Origin of the sequence: Streptomyces sp. NBC_00316, from assembly GCF_036158715.1 — a bacterium.
GTDB lineage: Bacteria > Actinomycetota > Actinomycetes > Streptomycetales > Streptomycetaceae > Streptomyces.
In genome coordinates this window covers 5745551-5768305 of record NZ_CP108023.1, presented here as the reverse complement: position 1 = coordinate 5768305, position 22755 = coordinate 5745551, and the positions used below count along the sequence as shown (strand labels likewise).

Annotated in this window: 19 protein-coding genes; 7 read left to right on the top strand and 12 right to left on the bottom strand. The window is 70.8% G+C overall.

Annotation, left to right across the window (positions count from 1 at the left end):
• Positions 1 to 22: 22 nt before the first annotated feature.
• The 3 genes from OG878_RS25665 to OG878_RS25655 form a co-directional block, all read right to left on the bottom strand.
• Positions 23 to 907 (bottom strand): ABC transporter permease, encoded by an 885-nt coding sequence (locus OG878_RS25665; protein WP_328888952.1) that lies wholly within the window; start codon positions 905 to 907, stop codon positions 23 to 25.
• Positions 908 to 920: 13 nt separating this feature from the next.
• The gene (locus tag OG878_RS25660; RefSeq protein WP_328888951.1) at positions 921 to 2120 is read right to left on the bottom strand and encodes an ABC transporter substrate-binding protein; all 1200 of its coding nucleotides are present in this window, start codon (positions 2118 to 2120) and stop codon (positions 921 to 923) included.
• A 101-nt stretch (positions 2121 to 2221) separates the two neighbouring features.
• Positions 2222 to 3259, bottom strand: a complete 1038-nt coding sequence (locus OG878_RS25655) for an ABC transporter ATP-binding protein (protein ID WP_328888950.1) — start codon at positions 3257 to 3259, stop codon at positions 2222 to 2224.
• A gap of 113 nt (positions 3260 to 3372) precedes the next feature.
• Between OG878_RS25655 and OG878_RS25650 the strand changes: the two genes are divergently transcribed.
• Entirely contained in the window at positions 3373 to 4191 is an 819-nt protein-coding gene (locus tag OG878_RS25650) for a FadR/GntR family transcriptional regulator (protein ID WP_328888949.1), read from the top strand.
• Positions 4145 to 4948: a cache domain-containing protein gene (locus OG878_RS25645; RefSeq protein ID WP_328888948.1), complete on the top strand. Its 804-nt coding sequence runs from the start codon at positions 4145 to 4147 to the stop codon at positions 4946 to 4948. The genes OG878_RS25650 and OG878_RS25645 overlap by 47 nt, the downstream gene beginning before the upstream one ends.
• Before the next feature lie 191 nt (positions 4949 to 5139).
• Here the strand turns inward: OG878_RS25645 and OG878_RS25640 are convergent, their stop codons facing one another.
• The 3 genes from OG878_RS25640 to OG878_RS25630 are packed head-to-tail and all read right to left on the bottom strand — an operon-like array spanning position 5140 to position 8260.
• Complete coding sequence (locus OG878_RS25640) at positions 5140 to 5970, bottom strand: sugar phosphate isomerase/epimerase family protein (protein WP_328888947.1); 831 nt, start codon at positions 5968 to 5970, stop codon at positions 5140 to 5142.
• Positions 5967 to 7112: a dihydrodipicolinate synthase family protein gene (locus tag OG878_RS25635; protein ID WP_328888946.1), complete on the bottom strand. Its 1146-nt coding sequence runs from the start codon at positions 7110 to 7112 to the stop codon at positions 5967 to 5969. The genes OG878_RS25640 and OG878_RS25635 overlap by 4 nt, the downstream gene beginning before the upstream one ends.
• Positions 7109 to 8260 carry a Gfo/Idh/MocA family protein gene (locus tag OG878_RS25630; RefSeq protein ID WP_328888945.1) on the bottom strand — a complete coding sequence of 384 codons (1152 nt, stop codon included), beginning with the start codon at positions 8258 to 8260 and terminating at the stop codon, positions 7109 to 7111. The genes OG878_RS25635 and OG878_RS25630 overlap by 4 nt, the downstream gene beginning before the upstream one ends.
• Positions 8261 to 8367: 107 nt before the next feature.
• Here OG878_RS25630 and OG878_RS25625 point away from each other — a divergent pair, with 107 nt between their 5' ends.
• Together OG878_RS25625 and OG878_RS25620 are read left to right on the top strand one after the other, a co-directional pair.
• Positions 8368 to 9432 (top strand): LacI family DNA-binding transcriptional regulator, encoded by a 1065-nt coding sequence (locus OG878_RS25625; RefSeq protein ID WP_328888944.1) that lies wholly within the window; start codon positions 8368 to 8370, stop codon positions 9430 to 9432.
• Between the two features lie 307 nt (positions 9433 to 9739).
• Positions 9740 to 10528: a sugar phosphate isomerase/epimerase family protein gene (locus OG878_RS25620; protein WP_328888943.1), complete on the top strand. Its 789-nt coding sequence runs from the start codon at positions 9740 to 9742 to the stop codon at positions 10526 to 10528.
• 9 nt (positions 10529 to 10537) lie between these two features.
• Here the strand turns inward: OG878_RS25620 and OG878_RS25615 are convergent, their stop codons facing one another.
• Complete coding sequence (locus OG878_RS25615) at positions 10538 to 11446, bottom strand: EamA family transporter (protein WP_328888942.1); 909 nt, start codon at positions 11444 to 11446, stop codon at positions 10538 to 10540.
• 100 nt (positions 11447 to 11546) lie between these two features.
• Between OG878_RS25615 and OG878_RS25610 the strand changes: the two genes are divergently transcribed.
• A complete protein-coding gene (locus OG878_RS25610; protein ID WP_328888941.1) occupies positions 11547 to 12461 on the top strand; it encodes a LysR family transcriptional regulator in 915 nt (304 codons plus the stop codon).
• A gap of 151 nt (positions 12462 to 12612) precedes the next feature.
• Entirely contained in the window at positions 12613 to 14442 is a 1830-nt protein-coding gene (locus OG878_RS25605; protein WP_328888940.1) for a glycoside hydrolase family 3 protein, read from the top strand.
• Between the two features lie 80 nt (positions 14443 to 14522).
• Here OG878_RS25605 and OG878_RS25600 read toward each other — a convergent pair whose 3' ends face one another.
• Both OG878_RS25600 and OG878_RS25595 read right to left on the bottom strand, forming a co-directional pair.
• Entirely contained in the window at positions 14523 to 16013 is a 1491-nt protein-coding gene (locus OG878_RS25600) for a S28 family serine protease (protein WP_328888939.1), read from the bottom strand.
• Positions 16014 to 16117: 104 nt separating this feature from the next.
• On the bottom strand, positions 16118 to 16564 hold the full coding sequence (locus OG878_RS25595) for a hypothetical protein (protein WP_328888938.1): 447 nt from the start codon (positions 16562 to 16564) through the stop codon (positions 16118 to 16120).
• 169 nt (positions 16565 to 16733) lie between these two features.
• Between OG878_RS25595 and OG878_RS25590 the strand changes: the two genes are divergently transcribed.
• Positions 16734 to 17222: a hypothetical protein gene (locus tag OG878_RS25590; RefSeq protein WP_328888937.1), complete on the top strand. Its 489-nt coding sequence runs from the start codon at positions 16734 to 16736 to the stop codon at positions 17220 to 17222.
• Positions 17223 to 17239: 17 nt separating this feature from the next.
• On the opposite strand, the gene OG878_RS25585 is transcribed toward OG878_RS25590, so the two are convergent.
• The 3 genes from OG878_RS25585 to OG878_RS25575 all read right to left on the bottom strand — a co-directional run bounded on the left by OG878_RS25585 (position 17240) and on the right by OG878_RS25575 (position 22726).
• Entirely contained in the window at positions 17240 to 20986 is a 3747-nt protein-coding gene (locus tag OG878_RS25585) for an ABC transporter ATP-binding protein (protein ID WP_328888936.1), read from the bottom strand.
• Between the two features lie 162 nt (positions 20987 to 21148).
• On the bottom strand, positions 21149 to 22141 hold the full coding sequence (locus OG878_RS25580; RefSeq protein ID WP_328888935.1) for a serine hydrolase: 993 nt from the start codon (positions 22139 to 22141) through the stop codon (positions 21149 to 21151).
• A gap of 147 nt (positions 22142 to 22288) precedes the next feature.
• Positions 22289 to 22726: a hypothetical protein gene (locus OG878_RS25575; protein WP_328888934.1), complete on the bottom strand. Its 438-nt coding sequence runs from the start codon at positions 22724 to 22726 to the stop codon at positions 22289 to 22291.
• Positions 22727 to 22755 lie beyond the last annotated feature (29 nt).

Below are 22755 nucleotides of genomic sequence, written 5' to 3'. Positions count from 1 at the left end.
GTGCGTGATGCGATGCGGACCGTCAGAGGCTGCCGAGGGCTCCGGTGCGGCGCACCGCAAGCAGATAGAGCACGATGATCACCACGGGCACGGTGCCGAGCGCAGCGGCCAGCGGCAGGTCCAGCGTGATGTTGGAGTAGATGAGATTGCCGATGAGCTGGGTCTTGCCGCCGACGATCTGCACGGCGATGTAATCGCCGAGGCTGAGCGAGAAGGTGAAGACCGAGCCGGCCGCGACGGACGGAAGGATCATCGGCAGCACCACGGCACGGAAGGTCCTGCCGGTGCGGGCGCCGAGGTCGGCGGAGGCGTCCAGGAGGTTGTCCGGGAGCTGCTCGAGTCCGGCGTGGATCGGCAGGATCATGTACGGCAGCCACAGGTAGGTCAGCACGAGGACGGTCGCGGTCAGTCCGTAACCCGGTCCTTTGATGCCGAGCGGCCCCAGCAGCCAGTCGAGCAGACCGCCCTGGGCCAGGATGAGTCGCCAGGCGTACGCCTTGACGAGGTAGCTGGCCCACAGCGGAGTGAGGATCGCCACGACGAGGAGCGGCCGCCATCGGGGATGCGCGATGCGGGCCGTGTAGAAGGCGAGGGGAAAGGCGATCAGCACACACAGCACGGTGACCGTGAGGGCGACGCCGACGCTGCGGAGGGCGACCTGCCGGTACACGTCGGTGGTGAACAGCGCGGTGAAGTTGTCCGTGTTCCAGGCCTTCACCACGCTGGAGGTGAAGGCGTCCGTGGTCCAGAACGCGGACAGGAACAGCACCGCGAGCGAGCCGAGGTAGGCCAGGACGAGCCAGGCAAGTGGCGCGGAGAGCAGCAGGGACAGCTGCAGCCGGGGGCGTCGGTGCAGGATCCCGGCGAGCCGCCGGACGGATCCGGCGGCAGGCGCGGTGTCGGTCATCGGTGAGTAACCCTCAGCCCTTGATCTCGGTCCAGGCCTGGACCCACTTGGCGTACGGCACGCACTGGGTGTCCGTGCGTCCGTCCACGCACTGCGGGATGGGCGTGGTCCAGAAGTGGACGTTCTTCCAGTACGACTCGTCGGCCGCGTGATACGTGGCGCAGTGGTTCTTGTCGGTGGTCTCCGCGCAGGCCTCGGCGTTCGAGGGTGCCTCTCCGAAGTACTCGGCGACCTGGGCGTTCACCTTCGGCGAGACGATCCAGTCCATCCACCTGTAGGCGCAGTTGGGGTGCTTCGCCTTGGCGGAGAGCATCCAGGTGTCGGACCAGCCGGTGGCGCCCTCCTTGGGCAGGACGGCCTTGACCGGGACCTTCTCGGCCTGGGCGGTGTTCAGGATGACCTGCCAGCTGGTGCCGACCACGGAGTCGCCGCTCTTGAAGGCGGAGACCTCCTTCAGGTAGTCGCTCCAGTACTCGCCGACGTTCGTGTTCTGCTCCTTGAGGAGGGCGACCGCGGCGTCGAACTGCTTCTGGTCCAGGGCGTACGGGTCCTTGATGGAGAGGGACGGCTTGGTCTTCATCAAGTACAGGGCGGCGTCCGCGATGTAGATGGGCGAGTCGTACGCCGTGACCTTCCCCTTGTATGCCGAGGACTTGTCGAAGACCGCGGACCAGGAGTCGGGCGCCGGGGAGACGGTCTTCGTGTTGTACATCAGCAGATTGGCGCCGCGGCCGTGCGGGATGCCGTAGGCGACACCCTTGACCGAGTTCCACTGCTGGTCCTTGAGCCCGGAGAAGATGTCCTTGTAGTGGGGTACCAGCCCGGTGTTGACGGGGGCGGCGTCGCCGGAGGCGATGAGGCGAAGCGACGCGTCACCGGACGCCGAGACGGCGTCGTACTGGCCGGTCTTCATCAGACTGACCATCTCGTCCGAGGTGCCCGCGGTCTTGGTGTTGACCTGACAGCCGGTCTGCTTCTCGAAGTCGGTGACCCAGTCGACCTTCGGGTCGTTCGAGCCGTCCTCGGCGTATCCGGCCCAGGCGATCAGGTTCACCTGTCCCTCCGCCTTGCCGAGGGACTTCTGCGCGGTGAGCTCGGGTGGGGTGAAGGCGCTGCCGCCGGGCGGCGTCGCGCTGTCCGAGGCACCGCAGGCGGCGGCGAGCAGCAGGGCACCGAGCGCGGCTGCTGCTCGGGTCGTTCGGTTCAGACGCACAGGGATCTCCACGGAAGGGGACGGGCGGGGAAAGGTTGTGCGGGTGTGTGCGGTCACCGGGTCTCAGGGGCCCGGAGGTTGTGCTGCGCGTGTGCGCGCGGTCAACGGGTCTCAGGGACCTTGAAGTTGTGCCGTTGGTGCCACTGGAGCGTGACCCGGGAGCCACGGAAGGCGGCGACGTCCTCGGACGAGGTCTCCAGGTTCTGGTGGAGGGCGGTGAGCCGGCCTCCCGCGTCGAGGTCCACCAGGAAGCGGGTGGCATCCCCCAGGTAGACGACCTCCGCGACGGTGCCGGCGGCGCGGGAGTGCCGCGGCTCGTCGGCGACGGCCGATTCCTTGAGTACGCGGATCTTCTCCGGCCGGATGCTGTACGTCGCCCGGTCGCCCACGACCTGCTCCGCGACGTCGTCGGTCAGCAGGTTCGACGTACCGACGAACCCGGCGACGAAGGGAGTGGCGGGACGTTCGTATATCTCGGCCGGCGTACCGACCTGCTCGACGCACCCCTGGTTGAAGACCGCGATCCGGTCACTCATCGTCAGCGCCTCCTCCTGGTCGTGGGTGACGAAGACGAAGGTGATGCCGACCTCGCGCTGGATCGACTTGAGTTCGACCTGCATCCGCTCACGGAGCTTGAGGTCGAGGGCGCCCAGCGGCTCGTCGAGCAGCAGTACCTTCGGCCGGCCGACCAGCGCGCGGGCCAGCGCCACGCGCTGGCGCTGGCCTCCGGAGAGCTGGGACGGGCGACGGTCGCCGAAATCCGCGAGACGTACGCTCGCCAGAGCCTCCCTGGCCTTCTTCAGACGCTCGGGCTTGGGTACTTTGCGGACCTTGAGGCTGTAGGCGACGTTCTGTTCCACGGTCATGTGCGGGAAGAGCGCGTAGTCCTGGAAGACGGTGTGCACGTCGCGTTCGAAGGGCGCCAGGCGGGTGACGTCGGCGCCCGCGAGCTCGACGGTTCCGCCGGTGGGGGCCTCGAAACCGGCGATCATCCGGAGCACCGTGGTCTTGCCGGAGCCGGACGGTCCCAGCATCGAGAAGAACTCGCCGTCCGCGATCTCCAGGTCGACTCCGGCCACGGCCTCCGTCCTGCCGAACGTCTTGCGCAGGTTCTGCAGCCGAATAGCCATTCCCTCCATGGGCGGGAACCTTTCTGGTGCTGTCGGGAGTTGGCCGCAAACATATGAAGTCATAGTTCTAATTTCAAGGCCCCGCTAAGGTAAAGGCTGTGCCAACTGGCAAGGTGGTGATCGTGAAACGAGACAAACCCGGCGCCCGCAGAGTCGTCTTCACGCCCGTCGACACCCTGGCCCGCGTGGACGCCGTCGTGCGGCGTCTCGGTGACGCCATCGATCTCGGGTTGCTCGCCGACGGCGAGCAACTCCCCGGCGAGACCGACCTCGCGGCCCAGCTCGGCGTCTCCACCGTGACCCTGCGGGAAGCCCTGATGGCGTTGCGGCAGCAGGGGCTGGTCACCACCCGCAGAGGGCGTGGCGGAGGCAGCTTCGTCACCGTGCCCGACGGCCCTGCCGAGGACCGGCTGCTGGCCCGTCTCTCCGAGTGGAGCACCGAGGAACTCCGTGATCTCGCCGACCACTGGGCGGCCGTGTCCGGGGCCGCCGCCCGGCTCGCGGCCCAGCGCACCGAGCCCGACGATCTGCAGCACCTGCGCAGGTCTCTGGGAGAGTTGGTGGACGCCAAGGACTCCGGGGCGCGCAGTCGCATCTTCGGGCGCTTCCATGTCGAGTTGGCCGCGGCCGCCCAGTCCGCCCGACTGACCAGGGAAGAGGTCACTCTCCAGACCGAATTGGGGGCGCTGCTGCGCCTCCCGCTCGGTGAGGACGAGCATCTGAAGGACTCCGTGGATCGTCACCACGCCGTGATCTCGGCCGTGCATGATGGGGCGGATGACCGTGCCAGGACCCTGGCCGAACAATGCGTGCAGGCCTTCATGGCGCGCCTGATCGAACTCCGCCTCGGCTCTGCCGACGGTGCGCGCGGTCCCCGTCCGAAGGAGGCCCCCGATGGGCAGCAGTCCCCGTCCCGCAAGCGCCGGACCGGTCGCACCTGACGAGATCGCTGTCGCCGATGCGGCCGGCCGCATCGGTGATGCGCTCGAAGGCGTCTTCGAGGCCGTGGCCAGGACCGCTGCGGACACCGAGGCACTGCTCGCCCCGTTCGTCGCCGCGGGCCGCCGTCCGGTCTCCGCCGAACTGGCCGCGCTCCGCCCCGGCCTGCACGCCCGCCTCGCCGAGTGCGAGCTGGTATCCGGGCTCGGCTTCGTCGCGGCGCCGGGACTGCTCGACGACGTGCCGGCATGGCTCGAGTGGTGGCAGACCGCCGTCGACGGGTCCGTGCATCCGCTGTTGCTCGACCTGGACCCGGAGCGCTCGCCGTACTCCGACTACACCCACTGGGAGTGGTACACCCTGCCCCGCGACACCGGGCAGCGCGCCGTCGCCGGGCCGTACGTCGACTACCTCTGCTCCGACGAGTACAGCCTCACTCTCTCCGCACCGGTGACGGCCGGAGGGCGCTTCCTGGGAGTGACGGCAGCCGATGTCTACCTGCGGCGCTTCGAAGCGGTCGTCACGCCTCTGCTCCAACGCCTGCCGGAACCCGCCCGCCTGGTGAACGCACGCGGCCGGGTCGCCGCCTCCACCGACCCCCGCCACCTGGTCGGCTCACTCACCAAGGACCCGGTCTTCGCGACGGCACTGGACGGCCGGACCACCCACGTCGAACACGGCGGACTCCGGCTGCGGCCCTGCGACGGCGTTCCGCTCGTCCTGGTGACAGCGGCTCCCACCGCGTCACGCCGTGAGTGAATCGCGCCCCGGGAAGCGAAACGAGGCCCGGTCCGAAGACCGGGCCCCTCTCGCTTTCCCCCTCCATCGTCAGGGCTTCCCGATCCCCCCGGATCCCTCCCCGGAAGCGCCCGACGCAAGATACGACCCGGCAGGGCGGCAAAGGGTTGCACGCCTTTGCGATCTCTTTGCCCGGCGTGACGCCCCCGCTCTCAGCAGGCGTGTTCCAGATACCTGGCCGCGACCTCCGCGAGGACTTCGGCGCCGTCACGCGCCCACAGGTCCTCGTTGAAGATCTCCACCTCGATGGGGCCGGTGAAGCCGGTGGTCTCGACCGCCTCGCGGAAGGCGCGGAAGTCCACGCTGCCGTCGCCGAGTTGGCCCCGTCCGACGAGGACGCCCGCGGGGAGCGGGGTGATCCAGTCCGCCAGCTGGAACGAGTGGATGCGGCCGCCCCGGCCCGCCCGCACGATCTGCGCGGGCGCCTGGTCGTCCCACCAGATGTGGTACGTGTCGACGACCACGCCGACCTGCTCCGCCGGGAAGCGCTCGGCGATGTCCAGGGCCTGGGCCAGGGTGGAGACGACGCAGCGGTCCGAGGCGAACATCGGGTGCAGCGGTTCGATCGCCAGCCGTACGCCGCGCTCCCGCGCGTACGGGCCCAGCTCCGCCAGCGCGTCCGCGATGCGCTCCCTCGCGCCGTGCAGGTCGCGGCTGCCCGCCGGGAGACCGCCGGAGACCAGGACCAGGGTGTCGGTCGACAGGGCCGCCGCCTCGTCGATCGCGGTGCGGTTGTCGTCCAGGGCGCGGGCCCGCTCGGCCGGGTCGAGTGCCGTGAAGAAGCCGCCCCGGCAGAGACTGGTGACGGAGATCCCCGCGTCGGCGAGCAGCCGGGCGGTGCGCTCGACTCCGTACTCCTGGACAGGGGCCCGCCACAGGCCGACCTTGTCGATGCCCGCCTTGCCGCAGCCCTCGACGAGTTCGGGCAGCGACCACTGCTTGATGGTCTCCTGGTTGATGCTCAGACGTGACAGGTCCGTCACCGGACACCTCCGTTGACCGTGAGCAGGGCGCGCATCCGGGATTCGGCCAGCTCCGGGTCGGGGAACAGGCCCAGCCGGTCGGCGAGTTCGTACGCCTTGGCCAGGTGCGGCAGCGAGCGGGCGGACTGCAGGCCGCCGACCATCGTGAAATGGTCCTGGTGGCCGGCCAGCCAGGCCAGGAAGACCACGCCCGTCTTGTAGAAGCGGGTCGGGGCCTGGAAGAGGTGCCGGGACAGCTCGACCGTCGGGTCGAGGAGTTCTCGGAAGCCCTTGACGTCCCCGGTGTCCAGGACCCGTACCGCGTGCGCGGCCAGCGGGCCGAGCGGGTCGAAGATGCCGAGCAGCGCGTGGCTGAAGCCCCGGTCGTCGCCCGCGATCAGCTCGGGGTAGTTGAAGTCGTCGCCGGTGTAGCAGCGGACCCCGTCGGGAAGGCGGCGGCGTACGTCGACCTCGCGCTCGGCGTCGAGGAGCGAGATCTTGATGCCGTCGACCTTGTCCGGGTGGTCGGCGATGACCTTCAGGAAGGTGTCGGTGGCGGCGTCGAGGTCCGCCGCCCCCCAGTAGCCCTCCAGCGCCGGGTCGAACATCGGGCCGAGCCAGTGCAGGACGACCGGTTCCGAGGCCTGGCGCAGCAGGTGCGCGTACGTCTCCAGGTAGTCCTCGGGGCCGCGTGCCGCGGCGGCCAGCGCACGGGACGCCATCAGGATGGCCTGGGCGCCGCTCTCCTCGACGAGGGAGAGCTGCTCCTCGTACGCGGCCTTCACCCCGGCGAGCGTGGCCGGGCCGGCGGGGAGCTGGTCGGTGCCGACACCGCAGGCGATCCGGCCGCCGACCGCCTTCGCCTCGGCGGCGGAGCGGCGGATGAGTTCGGCGGCGCCGGCCCAGTCCAGCCCCATGCCGCGCTGGGCGGTGTCCATGGCTTCGGCGACACCGAGGCCGTGCGACCAGAGGTGGCGCCGGAAGGCGAGGGTGGCGTCCCAGTCGACGGCCGCGGGGCCGTCGGGGCTGATGTCGGCGTACGGGTCGGCAACGACATGGGCGGCCGAGAAGACCGTGCGGGAGGTGAGCGGCGCCCCGCCCGGTACGAGGTCGAGCGGCGTGCTGCGGGGTTCGTACGGGCCCTGCGGGAGACGGATGGTCACAGGGTCAGCTCCGGTACGTCCAGGCGGCGGCCCTCGGCGGACGACTTGAGGCCGAGCTCGGCGAGCTGCACGCCGCGGGCGCCGGCCATGAGGTCCCAGGTGTACGGCTCGTCGAGCACGATGTGGCGCAGGAAGAGCTCCCACTGGGCCTTGAAGCCGTTGTCGAACACGGCGTTGTCGGGGACTTCCTGCCACTGGTCACGGAACGGCTCGGTGACCGGGAGGTCCGGGTTCCAGACCGGCTTGGGGGTGGCCGAGCGGTGCTGGACACGGCAGTTGCGCAGTCCGGCGACGGCGGAGCCGTGCGTTCCGTCGACCTGGAACTCGACGAGCTCGTCGCGGTTGACGCGCACGGCCCAGGAGGAGTTGATCTGGGCGACGGCGCCGCTCGCCAGCTGGAAGATGCCGTACGCGGCATCGTCGGCGGTGGCGGCGTACGGCTTGCCCTGCTCGTCCCAGCGCTGCGGGATGTGCGTCTGGACGTGCGCCTGAACGGTCGCGACCTGGCCGAACAGCTCGTGGAGTACGTACTCCCAGTGCGGGAACATGTCGACGACGATGCCGCCGCCGTCCTCGGCCCGGTAGTTCCAGGACGGGCGCTGGGCCTCCTGCCAGTCGCCCTCGAAGACCCAGTAGCCGAACTCGCCGCGGACGGAGAGGATCTCGCCGAAGAAGCCGCCGTCGATGAGGCGCTTCAGCTTCAGCAGGCCCGGCAGGAAGATCTTGTCCTGGACCACGCCGTGCTTGATGCCGGCATCGCGGGCGAGGCGGGCCAGCTCCAGAGCCCCTTCGACGTCCGTGGCGGTGGGCTTCTCGGTGTAGACGTGCTTGCCCGCGGCGATCGCCTTCTTGATCGCTTCGACGCGGGCCGAGGTGACCTGGGCGTCGAAGTAGATGTCGATCGTGTCGTCCGCGAGGACCGCGTCGAGATCGGTCGACCACTCGGTCAGACCGTGCCGGGCCGCGAGTTCCTCCAGCGCATGGGCGCGGCGGCCGACGAGGACGGGCTCGGGCCACAGCACCTCGCCGCCGCCGAGGTCGAGACCGCCCTGCTCGCGGATCGCGAGGATCGAACGCACCAGGTGCTGCCGGTATCCCATGCGACCCGTGACGCCGTTCATGGCGATGCGCACTGTCCTGCGTGTCACGAAGTTCCCCTCCATACAGCCGTAGCAAGCGCTTTCTATGCGGTATGACGCTAGCCTGCCGACAGCGGCCCGGACAAGGGCCCGGCCCAAAACCTTCGGAGGATGCGATGACAGTCACCCTGGCGGACGTGGCGGCTCGCGCCCGGGTGTCGCCCGCGACCGTTTCCCGCGTGCTCAACGGCAACTACCCGGTCGCGGCGTCCACCCGGGAGCGGGTGCTGCGCGCGGTGGACGACCTGGACTACGTACTGAACGGACCGGCCAGCTCGCTCGCGGCCGCCACGTCCGATCTGGTCGGCATTCTGGTCAACGACATCGCCGACCCGTTCTTCGGGATCATGGCGGGAGCGGCGCAGACCGAGATCGGCGGCCCGGGCGACGGATCCGGGCGGGCCGGCGGCGAGAAGCTCGCCGTCGTCTGCAACACCGGCGGCTCCCCCGAACGCGAACTCACCTACCTCACCCTGCTCCAGCGCCAGCGCGCCGCCGCCGTCGTCCTGACCGGCGGCGCCGTGGAGGACCCGGCCCACCAGGCCGCGATGGCCGCGAAACTGGCGAAACTCGCGGACGCGGGAACCCGGGTGGTGCTGTGCGGGCGGCCCCCGCTGCCGGAGAGCGAGGCGGTCGTGGCGGCGCTCGCCTTCGACAACCGGGGCGGCGGCCGGCGTCTCACCGACCATCTGGTCTCGCTCGGCCACCGGCGGATCGGCTACGTCGCCGGGCCGGTGGAGCGGACCACCACCCGCCACCGGCTGGAGGGCCACCACGAGGCACTGCGGGCCGCCGGGCTGGGCGGCGACGAGGAACGCCTCACCGTGCACGGCCCGTACGACCGCCGGTCCGGTTACGACGCGACGCTCGAACTCCTGCGCCGCGAACCGGAGGTGACGGCGATCGTCGCCGCCAACGACACCGTCGCGCTGGGCGCGTGCGCCGCCGTCCGGGACCGCGGGCTACGCATCCCCGAGGACGTCTCCGTGGCCGGCTTCGACGATCTGCCGTTCTCCGTGGACGCGGTCCCGGCGCTGACGACCGTACGACTGCCGCTGTTCGAGGCGGGGGCCCGGGCGGGCCGGCTGGCGATGGGCAAGGAGACACCGCCGCCGGGGGGCATCGCGACGATCACGGCGGAGCTGATGGTGCGGGGGTCGACGGCGCCGCCGCGGAAGTGACCTCCGCGTTGGCGTGGTCGGCAGGTTCCTGCCCCGTCCACCGGCACCGACGCGCACCGGCACGTACCGCGACGACGATGTGCTGCCCTTCGGCCAGGATCTCGTCCTGCCCCCCCGAGGGCCGGGAGATCGTGGTCAGGACCGGCGGCTCCCCTGTCGACGACGGCGCCCGCTGATTGCGCCGCCGGGTCGCGGGTACCCGTACCGCGTGCCGTGGGCCGATGATGTGCGGGCCGCTGTCCGGTCCGGCGGGAACATCCGGTCCGCCAGGCGCAGGGGCACGTACCGACGGAAGGAACACGCAATCGTGAAGCTCGCTTTCTCGACCCTCGGTGTGCCGGGGATGCCGGTCGCCGACGTCATCCGGCTCGCCGTCGAGCACGGCTATCAGGGGGTGGAGCTGCGCGCCCACCCCGAGGAGCCGGTGCACCCGGGTCTCTCCCCGGCCGAACGCGCCGACGTGGCCGATGAGTTCAAGCGGGGCGGGGTGGAGATCCTGACCCTCGCCGGGTATGCCCGGGTCGCCGCCGAGGGGGACGACCAGCCGGTGCTGGACGAGATCGCCGCCCTGGTGGAGCTGGCGCGGGATCTCGGCGCGGCGAACGTCCGGGTCTTCCCGGGCGGTGGCGCGCTGGACCCGGACGTGGCCGACGCGAACGCCGCCCGCCGGCTGGGCGCCGCCGCTCCGCACGCCGCCGACCTGGGCGTGCGGATCCTCCTGGAGACCCATGACTCGCACCGGGCCGGCGCCGACGTGGCCCGCGTCGTGGGGGTGGTCGGGCACCGGCAGGTCGGTGCGCTGTGGGACATCATGCACACCTGGCTGGCCGGCGAGGAACCGGCCGCGAGCCATGCGGTGCTCGCCCCGCACCTGGGATACGTACAGGTGAAGGACATCGCGTCGGCGGAGGACACCCGGCCGCTGCCCCTCGGCGCCGGGGTGCTGCCGCTCCGGGCGTGCCTCGACACCCTGGACCCCGGCAGCTGGGTCTGCTGGGAGTACGAGAAGCGCTGGCACCCGGCCGCGGACGAGCTGCCCGGACTGCTGGCCGCGGGACGCGACCATCTTGCGCGGCTGGGCGCGCCGAAGGAGTAGGCGCCCGGTTCAGGCACGCGCCGGCTGTGGTTCCGCGGTCTCCGTCGCCGCGGGGCGCGGCCGGCGCGCGCCCGCCAGCGACGTCAGCGCCACCCCGCCCACCAGCAGCGCGGCCGCACACCACCGCAGCAGGCTCACCGACTCGTCCAGGAACAGTGCGGCCGAGGACATTCCGAAGACCGGGACGAGCAGGGTGAACGGGGCCACGGACGACGCCGGGTGATGGCGCAGCAGGAAACCCCACGCCCCGAAGCCGAAGACGGTGGTGATCCAGGCGACGTACACGATGATGCCGACGCCGCTCCAGTCCAGCGCGGCCAGTGCGTCGGCGTCGCGCTGCCCGCCCTCGAAGAGCAGGGAGAGACCGAGCAGCGGCAGTACGGGCACGGTCGAGACCCAGACCATGAAGTTGAGGGGGTCCGGCGGGGCGGCCTTGCGGGTCAGCACGTTCGACACGCCCCAGCAGGCCGCCGCCGCGATCACCAGCGCGAAGGCGAGCACCGGGCCGCTCGCCCCCTCGTCGACCGCCGCGACCCCGATGCCCGCAAGGGCCACGGCCATTCCCACCACCCGGATTCCGCCCGGCCGTTCGCCGAGCGCGACCGCCGCGAACAGGGCGGTGAAGACCGCCTGGACCTGGAGCACCAGGGAGGAGAGTCCGGCGGGCATTCCCCGGTCCATGCCGATGAACAGCAGACCGAACTTCGCCACGCCCAGAACCAGTCCGACGCTCACGATCCACTTCCAGGCCACCTTGGGGCGCCCGACGAAGAACACCGCTGGCAGCGCGGCCACCAGGAAGCGCAGGGCGGAGAAGAGCAGCGGCGGGAAGTGGGCGAGGCCGACCTCGATGACGACGAAATTGACACCCCAGACGGCAGCAACCAGGGCGGCCAGGGCGATGTGAAGGGGACGCATGGTCCGAGGTTCGCCCGCCCGGACCATGTAGCACCAGCGCGGATTTCTTCATGGTGGAATTGAGCATTGCTGATGAATCCGGTGGACCCGGGAGGTTCCGGTGCTCGATCTGTCCCGGCTGCGCGCCCTGCACGCCGTCTCCGTCCACGGCTCCGTCGCGGGCGCCGCCGCCGCGCTCGGCTACACCCCATCGGCGGTCTCCCAGCAGATCACCAAGCTGGAGCGGGAGACCCGTACGACGCTGCTGGAGCGGCGTGGCCGCGGTGTCGCGCTCACCGAGGACGCCCTCCATCTTGCCGCCACAGCCCAGCAGTTGCTGGCGATCGTGGAGCGCGCGGAGACGACGCTGGAGGAGCGCAGGGGGCTGCCCACGGGGCAGCTGTCCATCGGCGCCTTCGCCTCCGCCGCGCGCGGTCTGCTGCCCGGCGTGCTGGCCGGGCTGGACCGGGACCACCCGGCCCTGGACATCCGGCTGACCGAGGTCGACCCCCATCTGTCGGTCGATCTCGTCGCCAAGGGCGTGATCGACCTGGCGGTCGCGCACGACTGGGACATCGCCCCGCTGCCCGCCCCGGAAGGCGTGGCACAGGCCGTGATCGGCGACGACCGGTGCGATCTTCTGGTGCCCGAGGGCCACCGGCTCGCCGGGCGGGACGCGGTGCGGCGCGAGGAGCTGGCGAAGGAGCGGTGGATCTGCCAGCCGCCGGGGACGGTCTGCCACGACTGGCTCGTACGGACGCTGCGGGCGGCGGGTTACGTGCCGGACATCCGGCACCAGGCGGAGGAGAACCACACCCAGCTGGCGCTGCTCGCCGCCGGTCTCGGGGTCGCGATGATCCCGCGGCTGGGCCGGGGACCGTTGCCGGCCGGGGTGGTGGCGGTACGGCTCGATCCCGTACCGGTGCGCAGGCTGTACGCGTTGTGGCGTACGCAGGCGGCGCGGCGGCCCGCGATCACGGCGGCGGTGGCGGCGCTGCAGGAGCGGGGAGCGGCGGTGGGGTTGGCGCAGGGGTGAGGGGCGGTGGGCCGTGCGAGCTGCTCACGAGCGATGTCCGATCCGTTTGTCGGACCGCCCTCTTGACCGGAAGTTACTTTCTGGATATCCGTGACCCTTGGAAGTTTCTTTCACCACCCCCTCGTCACCGAGTACGGCCGAAGGAGCTCACGTGCAACACCGCACCTCCAGACGCACGCTTCTCACCGTCACCGCCGCGACCGTCGCTGCGGCCGCGACCGGCGCGATCTCCGCCCCGGGAGCCGCCGCAGCCTCCGCTTCCCACTCCGCCTCCACCACCAAGCGCCTCAAGCAGCTCATCTCACGGATGAGCCTGGAGGAGAAGGTCGGCCAGCTCTTCGTGATGCGGGTGTACGGGCACTCCGCCACCGAGCCCGACCAGGCCGACATCGACGCCAACCTGGCCGAGATCGGGGTCCGTACCGCCGCGGAGCTGATCGCCAAATACCACGTCGGCGGCATCATCTACTTCGCCTGGGCGCACAACACCCGCGATCCGCACCAGATCGCCGATCTGTCCAACGGCATCCAGCACGCCGGTCTCGCCGGCCCCACCCCCCTGCCGCTGCTCATCTCCACCGACCAGGAGCACGGCATCGTCTGCCGCGTCGGCGAGCCCGCCACGCTGATGCCGGGCGCGATGGCGCTGGGTGCGGGCGGTTCGCGCTCCGACGCCCGGCGGGCCGGGCAGATCGCGGGCGCCGAGCTGGCCGCGATCGGCATCAACCAGAACTACGCCCCGGACGCCGACGTCAACGTCAACCCGGCCAACCCGGTCATCGGCGTACGTTCCTTCGGTGCCGATCCGCAGGCCGTGGCCGCGATGGTCGCCTCCCAGGTGAAGGGGTACCAGAGCTCCGGGATCGCCTCGACGGCCAAGCACTTCCCCGGCCACGGTGACACGAACACCGACAGCCACACCGGCCTGCCGTACATCCACCACACCCGCGAGCAGTGGGCCGAGCTCGACTCCCCGCCGTTCCGGGCCGCGATCGCCGCCGGCATCGACTCGATCATGACCGCGCACATCGTCGTCCCCGCACTCGACCCGGCCGAGGACCCGGCCACGCTGTCCCGGCCGATCCTCACCGGCATCCTGCGCGAAGAGCTCGGCTACGACGGTGTCGTGATCACGGACTCGCTCGGCATGGAGGGCGTGCGGACGAAGTACGGCGACGAGCGCGTGCCCGTCCTCGCCCTGCAGGCGGGCGTGGACCAGCTGCTGAACCCGCCGGACCTCGACGTTTCCTGGAACGGGCTCCTGAATGCCGTGAAGAGCGGTGAGATCAGCGAGGCCCGGCTCGAGGAATCGATCCTGCGCATCCTGCGGCTGAAGACGAAGCTGGGGTTGTTCGACGACCCGTTCGTCACCCACCGGGGTGTGGACCGTGTCGTCGGCACCCGGTCGCACCTCGCCGCCGCCGACCGGATCGCGGAGAACACCACGACGCTGCTCACCAACGACCGTGCAGTGCTGCCACTGTCCCGCCGCTCCCACAAGAACCTGCTGGTGGTCGGCGCCGATCCGGCCTCTCCGTCCGGCACCACCGGGCCGCCGACCACCACCCTCGCCACCGCCTTCGGCGAACTGGGTCACACGGCGACCGCACTGTCCACCGGCACCGCGCCCACCCAGGCGAAGATCGCCGAAGCGGTGGCGGCCGCGCAGGGCAAGGACGCGGTGGTCGTGGGGACGTACAACGTGTCGGCGACCAACTCGCAGCGCACCCTGGTCGGTGCGCTCGTGGCGACCGGCGTCCCGGTGATCACCGTGGCGATCCGCAACCCGTACGACATCGCCCAACTGCCCGCCCACGCAGCGAGCCTGGCCACCTACTCCTGGACGGACGTCGAACTGCGGGCGGCCGCACGGGTGATCGCGGGCCACGCCGAACCGGGGGGCAGGCTGCCGGTACCGGTGCAGCGGGCGGACGACGCGACGCAGGTGCTGTACCCGATCGGCTACGGCCTGACGTACTGACCGCCGGACGCCCGGTCCACCTGTCGTACACGTCAGGTGGACCGGGCGTCCGTGCCGTTACGGGACGCCGTTCCGGGCCGTTACGGCCGCAGTGCGGGGCCCTGCCTGCGCTCGCTCGTCACGTCCCGCTTGTCGAGCCGCGCGTCGTACGGCGCGAGCGGCTTCGCCTTCGCCGGGTCCGACTGCACGGCGGCCGGGGCGACACCCGCCCAGCGCAGCACGGCCGCGGTGGCCTTCGCGTTCTCGTCGGCGGCGAGACCGGCCACATTGGAGCCGTGGTTCCCGCCGGCCACCGTGTAGACGTAGCTGTCACGGGCGCCCGCACCGAGGCGGAACCGCTCCGCGCCCCACGGGTCGTTCTCCCCGTACACGTACAGCATGTGGTGGGCGTGGTGCTTGATCCAGCTGTCGACGTCACGCATCACGGACGGCTGGAACTTCATCGGGATGTCACGCGGCACGAAGTTGCGCGGCGGCTGGTACCCGTACCGGCTGAGGTGGCCGAGCCACGGTTGCCTGATGTCCGGGGAGCCGAGCTGGGTGCCCGCCTGGTAGTAGTACGGCGTGTACGTGCTCAGGCCCTGGTCCGCGTAGGCGGAGAAGCCGGAGATGCTGTCCACCGAGTCCCAGATCGCCTCGTCGGGGGCGGTCGCGGCGTCGGCCGGGATGGACTCGCAGTCGGAGAGCAGGCTGTACTGCCAGAACGCCCAGACGTAGTCCATGACGACGGCTTCGTACGCCTTGTCGAGCGAGCCGACGGTGTTGAAGGTGTAGCCGTTCGCGGCGGCGTACTCCTTGTACTTCTTCTCCAGCGGCTCGCGGCGGATCAGCGCCTCGCGCTGCACCCCGTTCAGCCGGTCGCGGCACTCCTTGGTGCCGACCTTCTCGAAGAACCGGTCGTACGCCGAGTCCTCCTTGTTGACCACGTCGTTCGGCGCGACGTACGCGACGACGCCGTCCATGTCCTGGGGGTAGAAGCGCTCGAAGTACGTGGCGGTCATGCCGCCCTTGGAACCGCCGGTGGCCAGCCAGTTCTTGGAGTAGATCTGCTTCAGCGCGGTGAAGACACGGTGCTGGTCGCTGGCGGCCTGCCAGATGTCGAGCTTCGACCAGTCGGCGGGCGCCGGGCGCGACGGGGTGAAGAAGCGGTACTCCAGCGAGACCTGGTTGCCGTCGACGATCCGGGTCGGCTCGGAGCGGCTGGGGTTCGTGGAGACGTTGTAGCCGCTGGTGTAGAAGACCGTCGGGCGGGACGTGTCCTTGTGCAGCAGGGTGATCCGCTGCTGGAACGTGCCCTTGGACGGGTGCCGGTGATCGATCGGCTGGGTGTAGTTGAGGACGAAGTAGCGGTAGCCCGCGTACGGCTTCTCCTCGATCAGGCTCATTCCCGGGATGGCCAGGATGCGGTCCTTGATGTCCGCGTTCGTATCGCTGTCACTGCCCGCAGCGGTCCGGGCGGACTCCAACGCGGCCGGTTCCGCGGCGGTGGCCGCACCGGCCGAGGCACCCGTCGCGCCCACCGTGCCTATGAGCACCGCCAGCGACACGAGACCTCTGAGCGTCTTGCGCATACACCCTCCCCTTGATTCACAGCATTCAGCGTGAACCTAGCGGGGGCAACACCCGGCCCGCCAGCCCCTGTTGTCACAGCGTCAGCGTGAACATCGCGTGGATGTCAGCGCGAGCAGAGGATCCATCCCGTGGAGGCCGAGGCGCCCGCGACCGAGCCCGAGGCCCGTACGCACCGGTGCAGCGCATGCACCGTCACCGGGCCTGCCAGCGTGGTGAACCGGCCGCTGTCGACGACCGGCCCGCCGCCGCGCGCCTGGAGCCGGACGGACATCGCACGGCGCTTGCCCGGCTTCGTCGTGACCGTCTCCGCGCAGGCATAGCCGCGGCTCTTGTACACACGCAGCTCGCCGGTCGGGAACTTCACCGTCTCCGCGGGCCGTCCACTGCACACCGACGCGGCCTCGGCGCTGTTCGCTCCGGTACCGCCGAGCACCAGTCCGACGACGGCCACCAGCGCCGGGACGAGCAGCTGCGCGCATGCCCGGCGCCCTCCGCCGACAGCTCCCCTTGCCGCACTTCCGGTTCCCCTGATCCCCAGCAGACCCCTCACCCCATCCACCCCATCGAACACTCGCACCCCGATCTGACATGTATGCGCACATGCGTACGACGCGAGAGGCCATCCGGAGGTTGCACCCGGCGCGCTGTGCATCCGGCGCAACCGAACCGCCACACCATTGATCAAGCAGGACATACCCCTACCAAAGACAGGACCTGTCGTGATCCCGCTCCGCCATGCCCCCGGCCTCCACGGTCGCCGCACCGCCGGCCGCACCCTGATCGCGGCCGCTCTGCTCGCCGCCGCCTCCGTGGCCCCGGCCGCAGCCGCCCCGCAGGCCCCGGCAGCCCCGGCGGCGGTGCGCGCCGCGTCCACCCCCGCCTACCAGCAGGTCGCCCACTTCTACGGCGCCTACATCGACGCCGTCGCGGCCGAGGGCGGCGGCAAGCTCGCCACCGCCCTCAGGTCCTTCTACCTCACGCCCGCGCTCCGCTCACAGCTGCGTTCCTGGGAGGCGCGCAACCACGCGGACGGCGTGCTGCGCGCCCAGAACACACCGCTCGCCTTCAAGGTCACCCGGGGCGACAGCGGCGGCGGTCACACCTGGTCGAAGGTGCGGCTGACCTGGAGCGGCGGCAAGCACCCCCTGTACAGCCATCTGACCGTGCAGTCGGACCTGCAGACCGGCAGGATCTCCGGCATCCGCTGATCAGTACGCCCGGCCGCTCACACCCCCGCGGGCTCGTCCTCCCCGATGAAGGTCCGCCACAGCACGGCGTAGCGCCCTTCCTCGGCGAGGAGTTCGTCATGCGTGCCGTCCTCGACGACCCGGCCGTGGTCCATCACCACGACCCGGTCGGCGCGGGCGGCCGTGGTCAGCCGGTGGGCGACGACGAGGGTGGTGCGGCGGCCGGTGAGCCGGTCGGTCGCCTGGTTGACCAGGGCCTCGCTGGCGAGGTCCAGGGAGGCGGTCGCCTCGTCGAGCAGCAGGATGTCCGGGTCGACGAGTTCGGCGCGGGCGAGCGCGATCAGCTGGCGCTGGCCCGCCGAGAGGTTGCGGCCCCGCTCGGCGACCTCGTGCAGATAGCCGCCGTCCAGCGTGGCGATCATGTCGTGGGCGCCGACCGCCCGGGCCGCGGCCTCCACCTGTGCGTCGGTGGCGTCCGGCCTCCCGTAGGCGATGGCGTCACGGACCGTACCCGCGAAGAGGTACGCCTCCTGCGGGACGACTCCGAGCCGGTGCCGGTACGCGGTGCGGTCGAGGTGGCGCAGGTCGGTGCCGTCTGCCGTGACCCGGCCGCCCGTCGGGTCGTAGAACCGGGCGACGAGCTTGACGAGGGTGGACTTCCCGGCGCCGGTCTCGCCGACGAACGCCACGGTCTGACCGGCCGGGATCCGCAGGTCGATGCCGGTGAGGGCCTCTTCCTCGTCGTCGCCGGAGCCGTACGCGAACGACACGTCCTCGAACGCGATCTCGCCGCGCAGCGACAGCACGTCCAGCGGCTTCTCGGCGTCGGCGGTGGAGGTCGGCTCCCGGAGGAGTTCCTGGATGCGGCCCAGCGAGACCGTCGCCTGCTGGTAGCCGTCGAAGACCTGGGAGAGCTGCTGCACGGGAGCGAAGAACAGGTCGATGTAGAGCAGATACGCGACAAGGGCACCGGTGGTGAGCGTGCCGTCGTCGACCCGGCCCGCGCCGACGATGAGGACCGCCGCCGCGGCCACCGACGACAGCAGCTGCACGAACGGGAAGTAGACCGAGATCAGCCACTGGCCGCGGACCCGGGCCTCGCGGTAGTGGTCGCTGCGACCGGCGAACCGTTCGGCGCCGTCCCGCTCGCGGCGGAACGCCTGCACGATGCGGAGCCCGGAGACGGACTCCTGCAGGTCGGCGTTGACGACGCTGATCCGCTCACGGGCCAGTTCGTACGCCTTGACGCTCCTGCGGCGGAAGAAGAACGTGCCGACGACCAGCACGGGAAGCGTCGCGAAGACGACCAGCGCCAGCTCCACGTCGAGGACGAGCAGCGCGCCCATGATGCCGAAGAACGTGACGACGGAGACGAACGCCGTGACGAGGCCGGTCTGCAGGAACGTGGACAGCGCGTCCACGTCCGTCGTCATCCTGGTCATGATGCGGCCGGTCAGCTCGCGCTCGTAGTAGTCGAGGCCGAGCCGCTGGAGCTGCGCAAAGATCTTCAGCCGCAGTGAGTAGAGCACCCGCTCGCCGGTGCGGCCGGTCATCCGGGTCTCGCCGATCTGCGCCACCCACTGCACCAGCACGATCAGCAGCGCGAGGAGGGAGGCCGTCCAGACCGCGCCGAGCGCCATCCGGGTGACGCCCTGGTCGATGCCATGCCTGATCAGTACCGGCAGGAGCAGGCTCATGCCCGCGTCGACGGCGACGAGCGCCAGGCTCACCAGCAGCGGGAGCCCGAAGCCGCGCAGCAGCCCGCGTAGCCCGTACGACTCCTCGGAGCGCACGGCGCGCGCCTCGTCGATGTCCGGGGTGTCGGTGGCCGGAGGCAGCGCCTCGACCTGGGCGAGCAGCTCGGGCGTGGCCGGCATGTCGGACGCGCCGATGTCGCGGGACTTCTCCTTGCGGACCCAGAGCCCGGGGCTGATGCCCTGCTCGGCGTCGAAGTCGGCTTCCAGTTCCTCCTGGAACGCGCGGTCGTCCTCGGGGGACATGCCGGCCCCGGCCGGCTGGTGGCCCGGGGAGGTGCCGCCCAGCTCGTCGGGGTCGGTCAGCAGACGCCGGTACAGCGGGGAGCGGGCCTCCAGCTCCTCGTGCGTACCGATGTCGGCGAGCCGGCCCTTCTCCAGGACGGCGATCCGGTCGGCGAGGCCGAGGGTGGACCGGCGGTGGGCGATCAGCAGGGTGGTGCGGCCCGCCATGACCTGTGCCAGCGCCTCGTGGATCTCGTGCTCGACGCGGGCGTCGACGGCGGAGGTGGCGTCGTCGAGGAGGAGCAGCCGGGGGTCGGTGAGGATGGCACGGGCGAGCGCGACGCGCTGGCGCTGACCACCGGAGAGGGTGAGTCCGTGCTCGCCGACCTTGGTGTCGTAGCCGAGCGGCAGATCGGCGATGAACCCGTCGGCCTGGGCGGCGCGGGCAGCCTGCTCGATCTCTTCCTGGGTGGCGTCCGGGTGTCCGTACGCGATGTTGGCGCGGACCGTGTCGGAGAAGAGGAAGCTGTCCTCCGGCACGAGGCCGATGGCGGCCCGCAACGAGTCGTGGGTGAGCTCACGGACGTCGTGGCCGCCGACCAGGACGGCGCCGTGCGACACGTCGTAGAAGCGGGGCAGGAGCAGCGAGACGGTGGACTTCCCGCTGCCGGACGCGCCGACGACGGCGACGGTCTCGCCGGGCTCGATGGTCAGCGAGAACCCGTCGAGGACCGGCCGCTCGGGGTCGTACCCGAACCGTACGTCGTCGAACTCGACGCGCGCGGGGGCGTCGGCCGGGAGCTCCACCGTGCCGTCCTGCATGGTCGGCTCGGTGTCGATCAGTTCGAGTACGCGCTCCACACCGGCGCGGGCCTGCTGCCCGACGGTGAGGACCATGGCCAGCATCCGGACCGGTCCGACGAGCTGGGCGAGATAGGTGGAGAACGCGACGAACGTACCGAGGGTGATCTCGCCGCGGGTGGCCAGCCAGCCGCCGAGGGCCAGCATCGCCACCTGGCCGAGCGCGGGGACCGACTGGAGGGCGGGGGTGTACCTGGAGTTCAGCCGGATGGTGCGCAGCCGCCCGGCGAACAGCTTCCGCCCGACCTCGCGCAGCTTGCCGGTCTCCTGCTCCTCCTGCCCGAACCCCTTGACGACCCGGACCCCGGAGACGGCCCCGTCGACGACCGTCGCGACTGCGGCGGCCTGCCCCTGGGCGTACCAGGTGGCGGGGAAGAGCCGGGAGCGGGAGCGGCGGGCGATGAACCAGAGGGCCGGGGCGACGGCGAGCGCGACCAGGGTCAGCAGCGGCGAGAGCCACGCCATGATCGCCAGGGACATGAGGAAGAGCAGGATGTTCCCGATGGTCATCGGGAGCATGAACAGAAGTCCCTGGATCAGCTGCAGGTCGCTGGTGGCGCGCCCGACGACCTGACCGGTGGACAGCTCGTCCTGCCGCTTCCCGTCGAGCCGGGAGATCGTCCCGTACATCCCGGTCCGCAGATCGTGCTGGACGTCGAGGGCCAGCCGGCCGCCGTAGTAGCGGCGGATGTACGTCGATGCGTACACCAGCACGGCGGCCACCATCAGCAGCCCGGTCCAGACGCCGAGGGAACGGGTGTGGTCGACGACGACGTCGTCGATGATCACCTTGGTGATCAGCGGGACGACCGCCATCACGGCCATGCCGGCGAGCGACGAGCCGAGAGCCAGCAGCACATTGCGCCGGTAGCGCCATGCGTAGCCGGCCAGCCGCCGGGCCCACCCCCGCTGCTCCGCGTCCGTGCCCGTGTCGCCGTCCGTCACCGATACCTCCCGTTGGACCTGCTCTACCGGAAGGCACCAACGCGATCAGCTGCGATTTTCATCCCGCCGTCACAAAGACCCTCCCTTCGGCGTAGGACCGGGGAGGTCCGGAGTAGGTCTTCGGGCGGAGCGCCGACGGGCCGGGCGCGGCCCCGACGCGGTCTAGGAGGACCCGGGCGTCGCCGTCAGCATCGGCACGGCGGGAGCCTCCGGAACCGCCGGGACCGATTCCTGCGGCAGGGGCGGCGCAGTGATGCTCCTGATCGGCGGCGCGGTGATGCTCCTGTTCGGCGGAACGGCCGCGTTCAGGTCCTTGTGGATGGCCCGGGCGACGGCCTGGATGGTGTTGACGCCGTCGTTCATCGTGTTGTTGTCCTGGGTGAGCACGGTGATCCCGTAGTCGTGCCCCTTTCCGGTGAACGCGCCGATGCTGTGCACCCGCCAGCCGTGCGTGGCGCGCGACAGCCAGCCGTTCTTCACCTGCACGGTCACCCCGGACGGGGCACCGGCGGGTGTCCCCCAGCGCTGCGAGGAGATGACCTTGTGCATCAGGCCGAGCTCGTACGCCCGCGCGTTGTCGCTGAGCACGGAGTTCCTGGCGGTCAGCAGGGTCAGCAGTCTGAGTTCGTCCTGCGCGGTGATCTGGGTCAGCCCCCAGTAGCCGCCGGAGCCGGGCACCGTGTGCGTCATGCCCGCGGCCTTCAGGAATGCGTTCACCTTGGCCACGCCGAGCTGCTCCCACAGGCTGGTGGTCGCGTTGTTGTCGGACTTGGTGATCATGGCGGTGGCGAGATCGATCTCGCGCTGCGTGAGATTGCGGTTGCGCTTCGTGTTGTCCCAGAGCAGCGTGGCGAGGACGGTCGCCTTCACGACGCTCGCGGAGTCGTACCTGCTCGTGGACCGGAACGTGCACGACGTCTTCGTGGGCCGGTCGTAGAGCGCGATCGACGTGGTCGACCTGCGCCCCTTGAGCGCGGCGGTGATGTCCTTCGACAGCTTGGCGGCGAGTCCCGCCTTTCCGGATGTGCAGCTCACGGTCGGCGTCGCGGCCGCGGCCGGCGTGGCGGCGAGCGCCACGGGTGCGAGTACGCCTGCGGCGAGCGTGACGGCGAGAACAGTGTGCGCGCGGCGGGATATTCGAGGCTGGTCCGTCATCAGACGTGTCCCCCTGAGTGGTCTGCGCGGTGCGCCCCCTGCACACCCGGCACACAGAAGACTCCTGACCGGCCGGAAAGTTGTACGCGCGCAGCCCTGACAGCCGGGTCGTGACGCAAGGCCCCTGGAGAGCGGCGGGCAGCCCTGCTAGGCCACCCAGCAGTAGAGCCCCTGCCCGTCGGTCGCCGCCGTGCGGGCCAGGGCGGCCAGGCCGGTGAGGATGTCGAGGGCGAGCTCCCGGTCGAACGCGTCGCCCTCCGCCGCCCGTTGCCGGGCCCAGAGGCCGGCGAGCCGGTCGAGACGGGTGTCCGTCGCAACACTCAGGTCGGTGACGAGGCCGTCCGGCGCCGCGACCACGAGCGAGCCCGAGCCGGCGTCGTCACCGGCGACGTCCCGGGGTTCGCCGGACTGCAGCAGCTCGTCGAAGCTGCGCCCCGTGAAGAGACTCGCCCATTCGATCAGGGCCAGATCGGCGTCGAAGTTCCCGCAGGTCAGCGACGGAAACGAACCGTCGGGCCCGTGTTCGAGGGCGGTTGCGGCCGTGCGGTCGTCGGCCGCGACAAAGAAGTGCACCATGCTGCTCACCGCAGCATGGTGCACCATCCGGCCGCCCG

Coding starts and splice junctions, on each gene's coding strand:
- OG878_RS25665 (WP_328888952.1), bottom strand. CDS start 907: ATGACCGACACCGCGCCTGCCGCCGGATCCGTCCGGCGGCTCGCCGGG.
- OG878_RS25655 (WP_328888950.1), bottom strand. CDS start 3,259: ATGGAGGGAATGGCTATTCGGCTGCAGAACCTGCGCAAGACGTTCGGC.
- OG878_RS25645 (WP_328888948.1), top strand. CDS start 4,145: ATGGGCAGCAGTCCCCGTCCCGCAAGCGCCGGACCGGTCGCACCTGAC.
- OG878_RS25625 (WP_328888944.1), top strand. CDS start 8,368: ATGACAGTCACCCTGGCGGACGTGGCGGCTCGCGCCCGGGTGTCGCCC.
- OG878_RS25615 (WP_328888942.1), bottom strand. CDS start 11,446: ATGCGTCCCCTTCACATCGCCCTGGCCGCCCTGGTTGCTGCCGTCTGG.
- OG878_RS25600 (WP_328888939.1), bottom strand. CDS start 16,013: ATGCGCAAGACGCTCAGAGGTCTCGTGTCGCTGGCGGTGCTCATAGGC.
- OG878_RS25580 (WP_328888935.1), bottom strand. CDS start 22,141: ATGACGGACCAGCCTCGAATATCCCGCCGCGCGCACACTGTTCTCGCC.